Source organism: Lentimicrobiaceae bacterium (genome assembly GCA_023227965.1).
In the GTDB taxonomy this organism is placed as follows: domain Bacteria; phylum Bacteroidota; class Bacteroidia; order Bacteroidales; family JALOCA01; genus JALOCA01.
This window is the reverse complement of the sequence record JALOCA010000073.1, coordinates 1-5,046: the sequence shown is the minus strand read 5'-3', so window position 1 is coordinate 5,046 and position 5,046 is coordinate 1. Positions and strand designations below refer to the sequence as shown.

At 41.5% G+C, this 5,046-nt stretch carries 3 protein-coding genes; all 3 read left to right on the top strand.

Annotated features, from left to right (window positions below; translation table 11 throughout):
* Positions 1-1,251, top strand: a 1,251-nt coding sequence (locus M0R21_13710; protein ID MCK9618879.1) for a hypothetical protein, incomplete at its 5' end; no start/stop codon positions are given.
* Between the two features lie 85 nt (positions 1,252-1,336).
* Positions 1,337-4,378: a hypothetical protein gene (locus M0R21_13705; GenBank protein MCK9618878.1), complete on the top strand. Its 3,042-nt coding sequence runs from the start codon at positions 1,337-1,339 to the stop codon at positions 4,376-4,378.
* A 106-nt stretch (positions 4,379-4,484) separates the two neighbouring features.
* The coding region (locus M0R21_13700) for a hypothetical protein (GenBank protein ID MCK9618877.1) at positions 4,485-5,046 on the top strand (562 nt) is incomplete at its 3' end.

Below are 5,046 nucleotides of genomic sequence, written 5' to 3'. Positions count from 1 at the left end.
GATTGTGGATCGACGTTGGCACAAAGCATGACGTACAACTTTGATACATCCACCTACTTTAGGAAACGTTGCCTTGACATGATGGACGATCAATGGGAAGATGGCCATTTCCCATCACAATCGCCTGAAATGGACGGTCAGCGATCATGCATTTGGTCGGATGCGGTGCTGACCATGGCGTGGACCTCCTGGTTGAACTACGGAGATAAAAGGCTACTTAATGAGACATTTCCGGCGGTTCGGAAATATATTTATCTGCTAATGTCAAACTATGAGAAGGGTACCGTCCTTTGGCCTGAACATAATGGGGATTGGCTATCGGCATTCATGACAATACGTCCCGGTGCAAAAAAATGGGGTGATTTGGGAGAGGGTCATATATCGAAGGAATTGATTCAGAGGATAGATCTTATCTATATCACAAAATTATTTCGTGATATAGCAGATGTGCTTGGCAAAAGGCAGGACAGTGAGACTGCTGAAGCGTTCGTGAGCAAGTTGTTTAGTGATCCCATAATTGCTGGTCTTCGTGATAAAGAACCAGAAACCGGTGCTCAGACCGCGTATGCCTTGTCGCTGGGATGGAATGCTGCGAAACCCGACGAAAAACCACTTCTTATGGAAAAGCTTCTAAACGCTATTGAATTGAAAGGCGGACATGTGACTACAGGAACTATCTCAACACTTCCACTGCTGAACGTATTGTCGGGAAACGGTCACCATGAGTTGGCCTATCGACTTGCAATGAAGCCGGAATTTCCCTCGTTTGGCTTCATGGTCGATCAAGGGGCGACGGTACTCTGGGAACGTTTTGATGGGTATATTCCGGGGATGGGTATCAATCCGAGTCCCATGAACGGATTAAACCATGTCGGGTTTGCCGCGGTTTCCGAATGGATTTTTGGATCGGTCGGAGGGATTCGTCCCGATCCACTGGTTCCCGGCTACAAACATTTTTCGATCGCTCCGAGAATGGGCGGCAAAGTGACATGGGCCAAATCCGATTACAACTCGGTGAGGGGAAAAATCGCCTGTGACTGGAAGGTTGAAGGAGCGACATTTTCAATGCATGTCGTGGTTCCGCCCAATACGACCGCTACGATCTATATGCCTACAAAAGATGTCTCCAATGTAAAAGAAGGCGAACTGCAACTCAAAAACGCTTCTTGTGCGACATTCCTTCACGTAGAAAACGGTTGTGCAGTATTCAATGTCGAATCCGGAGAATATTGGTTCTCCAGTTATCTGTAATATGAAGAGATGCAATACTGGAGTTTAAGAAAATAATTTTTTTATGTAAATGCAGTTAAAAATGAATTATAGCTTAACAAAAATTATGAAGAATTTACTGGCATTACTTTTAAGCATATTATGCAACTTGTCTTTTTCAAAAGAGATTAAGCTGAAAAACCCGGGAGGAATTTGTACTCAAACAATCTCACTTAACGGGAATAACTGGAGAATTGCCATTGACAGCGTCAATGTGGGTCGTCAAAACGACTGGTTTATAACGCCTCCGGTTTCCGACTCCAAACAAACCCCCGTACCTTGGGTCATTCAGGATATCTTTCATGATTATCATGGAGTAGCCTGGTATTGGCGTGAATTTGACACACCAAAAAATCTTCATCAGAGTGGGCGTTATCTTCTAAAATTTAATGCTGTAGATTATTTAGCTGATGTATGGGTAAATGGCAAATCCATTGGAAGTCATGAAGGAAGCGAAATCCCCTTTGAATTCGATGTAACCGATCAATTAATTCAGGGTGGAAAGAACCTGCTGGTTGTTCGTGTACTCAATCCCACCTACACGCCGATTGAAGGCATTGCGCTTAAAGAAACTCCTTCCGGCATGAAAAATTATCCATATGGAAGCAACTCATTTTACAATTCAGGAGGTATAATTGGGGATGTGAAATTGTTGATGGTTCCGGCTGTTCGTATAGCTGATTTGTATGTTGTTCCAGACTGGAAAACTGGTAAAATAAAGATACAAACAACTATTTTGAATACTCAGTCCAAAGAGACATCATCATCTTTATCTTTTAAAATTTCGGAAGCACGCACGGGATTGACTGTAGCATTGGAAAATTATACACATAAAATTGAACCTGGCAGCAATATTGTTGAATTAGAGATTCCAGTGCCGGACCATAAGTTATGGTGTCCGGATGAGGCAATGCTTTATCGCATAACAGCTTCAGTAGAGACAAATACGTTCATTGACGACCGCTCTGTCCGTTTCGGATTTCGTGATTTCCGATTTGAGGATGGTTATTTTAGACTTAATGGTAAGAGAATTTTTTTAAAGGGCTCCAATTTTGCTACACATTATCCGGTGGGATATACCGTTCCATTAAATGAAGATATGTTGAGAAGGGATGTAATTAATATGAAGTCTCTTGGCTTTAACTTTGTAAGGATTTTCTTTGGATGCCCTAATCCCCGTGTACTTGACATTTATGATGAATTAGGTATTATGGTTTATCAGGAGCATTACGGATCCTGGCAAATGGGAGAACATGGTGGTGTATATAAACTTGAGAACCCTGACTATTTTGATATTCAATTGGGTAAACGATTTGAAAATTCAATAGGGGATGTTGTCAAACGTGATAGAATGCATCCATGTATAGTAATGTGGGGCGTACTTAATGAAACGCATGATGGGATACTATTTCGCAAAGCAGTTAATCTACTGCCTTCATTACGGATTCTTGATCCAACCCGAATGTTTAGTTTAAACAGTGGACGATTTGATCAGTCAAAAGAAATCGGAAGCATGAGTAATCCGGGTTCTATAACATGGGATGTCAGAGAAGATAAATTAATAGATTGCCATCCCTATAAATTCATACCATATAGTATAAAAACACTTGATGAACTCTCGGGCAAATCAAATGCTTCCAGTCAAAAGATTTTTATTAGCGAAACCGGTCTTTGTGCGCCTGTCGATTTACCATCAGAACTCGGAGATTATCAGCAATGGGGCAAAGAACAATCTGATGATGCCCGTTACTTTAAACGCCAATATGGTAAATTTCTTGCCGATTGGAGAAAATTTGACCTAAGAAGTTGTTGGACCCGGCCGGAAGATTATATTAAAGATGCATATAAAACAGCATGTTCCCTTCGTGAAACTGCTGATGCAGCAAATCGGTCCAATCCTTATTTAGTTGCTTATACGCCAACCAATAGTGTTGCGGATTATAGCTGGGGAGAAAGTGTAGCTACAAATTTTCGCAGACTCAAGCCCGAACTGATTGGTTCTGTTTTATTGGCCAATTCTTCACTTCGCTGGTGCTTAAGCACCGAGCCGCAAAGCATATACAGCGGTAATCGGATTCAATTAAGGGTTTCATTTTCCAATCTGGACATTTTGCCGCCGGGAAAGTATCCGGCAACAATTCAGGTAGTGGGTCCTGATCTAAAACCTGTATTTGATAAGAGAGTGCTTGTCAATATACCTCAAATAATAAATGGAGAGGAGCCTCCGTTTGCCCAGACAGTTTTGACGGAGGATATTACGATAAACGGAGCGGAAGGTACATATCAGTTTCTGGCAACCCTGGACAAAGGAGGTACTGCCATGGGAGGTAAGACAGAGTTTTATGTTACTGATCCTACGGCTCTCCCCAAAACGCCACAAGAGATTGTACTTTGCGGTACAGATACTGTAGTCAACAAATGGTTGCAGGAACACAATGTCAAAATACTTCCGTTTAATCATGCCACTCAATCGAAAAGACAGTTAATTCTGATTGCCGGAAAGGCACAGGATAGTACAACAATGCTAAGTATCGTGCGCCAAATGGCTTGTGGCAGCGTTGCGATCTTTCTTTCTCCTTCGACATTCAAAAATGGTGAAAATACTACACGTTGGTTGCCTCTTGTCAATAAAGGACTAATGGCAAGGATGGACCATGTAGCCGCTTATTTTCGCGCTGATCGATGGGCAAAGAACCATCCGGTTTTTGATGGAATGCCTTCAGGGGGCATGATGGATTACAAATATTTTCGCAATATTATTTCGGGATATACTTTATCTCAAGCATATAGTATAGACGGGAAAGAAGGGCCACATACTTTCGACGAAGCGGATACTCCACTTACTTATCCTTTGGAGACAGTCTGTGGAGCAACACGCATAAGTCATACCTATTGCTCAGGAATCCATATAGGGATTTGGAATTTTGGTCAGGGACGATTCATTGTGAACACATTATTTATTGGAGAAAACCTCGGTAAAGACCCTGCAGCTGATCGTTTATTCTGCAATATGCTCAATTACGCATCGCAAGATATGAATAAACCGATGACAAAATTACCTGAAAACTTCGACCAGCAACTCATAGAAATCGGGTATAAGAAATTGTAAACATAATATGAAACATAAAATATTTCAAGTGAATTCCGGTAAATATGAATTTGAAGCAAATGACAATCCATATAAAGCTGGTATTTAAGTATAATTTAAACTTAATATGATGAAGACCAGATTTATTATTTTACTTGCGATTTTGCACTTGCCGGTTTTATTATTTGGTTCAAATACTGTAGTTTCCGGTTTATTGTGCGAATATCTTTCGAATCCATTAGGGATTGATGTCGCAAGTCCAAGGCTTACCTGGCAGACTCATGCTTCCGAATCAAATTTCAGACAAACGGCCTATGAGGTTCGGGTCGCTGAATCACCGGCCTTGTTTAACCAGAAAAATAAACTGGTGTGGAACTCAGGGAAAGTGATGTCAGATCAATCGGTGAATGTCGAATACAAAGGACGTCAGCTTGAATCGAAAATGCGCTATTATTGGCAGGTACGCATCTGGGATAACAAACAAAAACCGAGTTCATGGAGCGAGCCCGCCTGGTGGGAAACAGCAATGTTCGACCACGCATTATGGAAAGCCGAATGGATTGTTGCAGAAGGGAAAACTCCCGATGATCACCGTCCGGTTTATTTCAGGAAAGAGTTTAACTGTACGAAGAAGATAAAATCAGCCCGTCTGTATATTTCTTCTTTGGGACTTTATCAGGTTTTTCTGA

Bases quoted from the DNA above. Each gene is read 5' to 3' on its own strand.
- M0R21_13705 (MCK9618878.1), top strand. From the start codon at position 1,337: ATGAAGAATTTACTGGCATTACTTTTAAGCATATTATGCAACTTGTCT.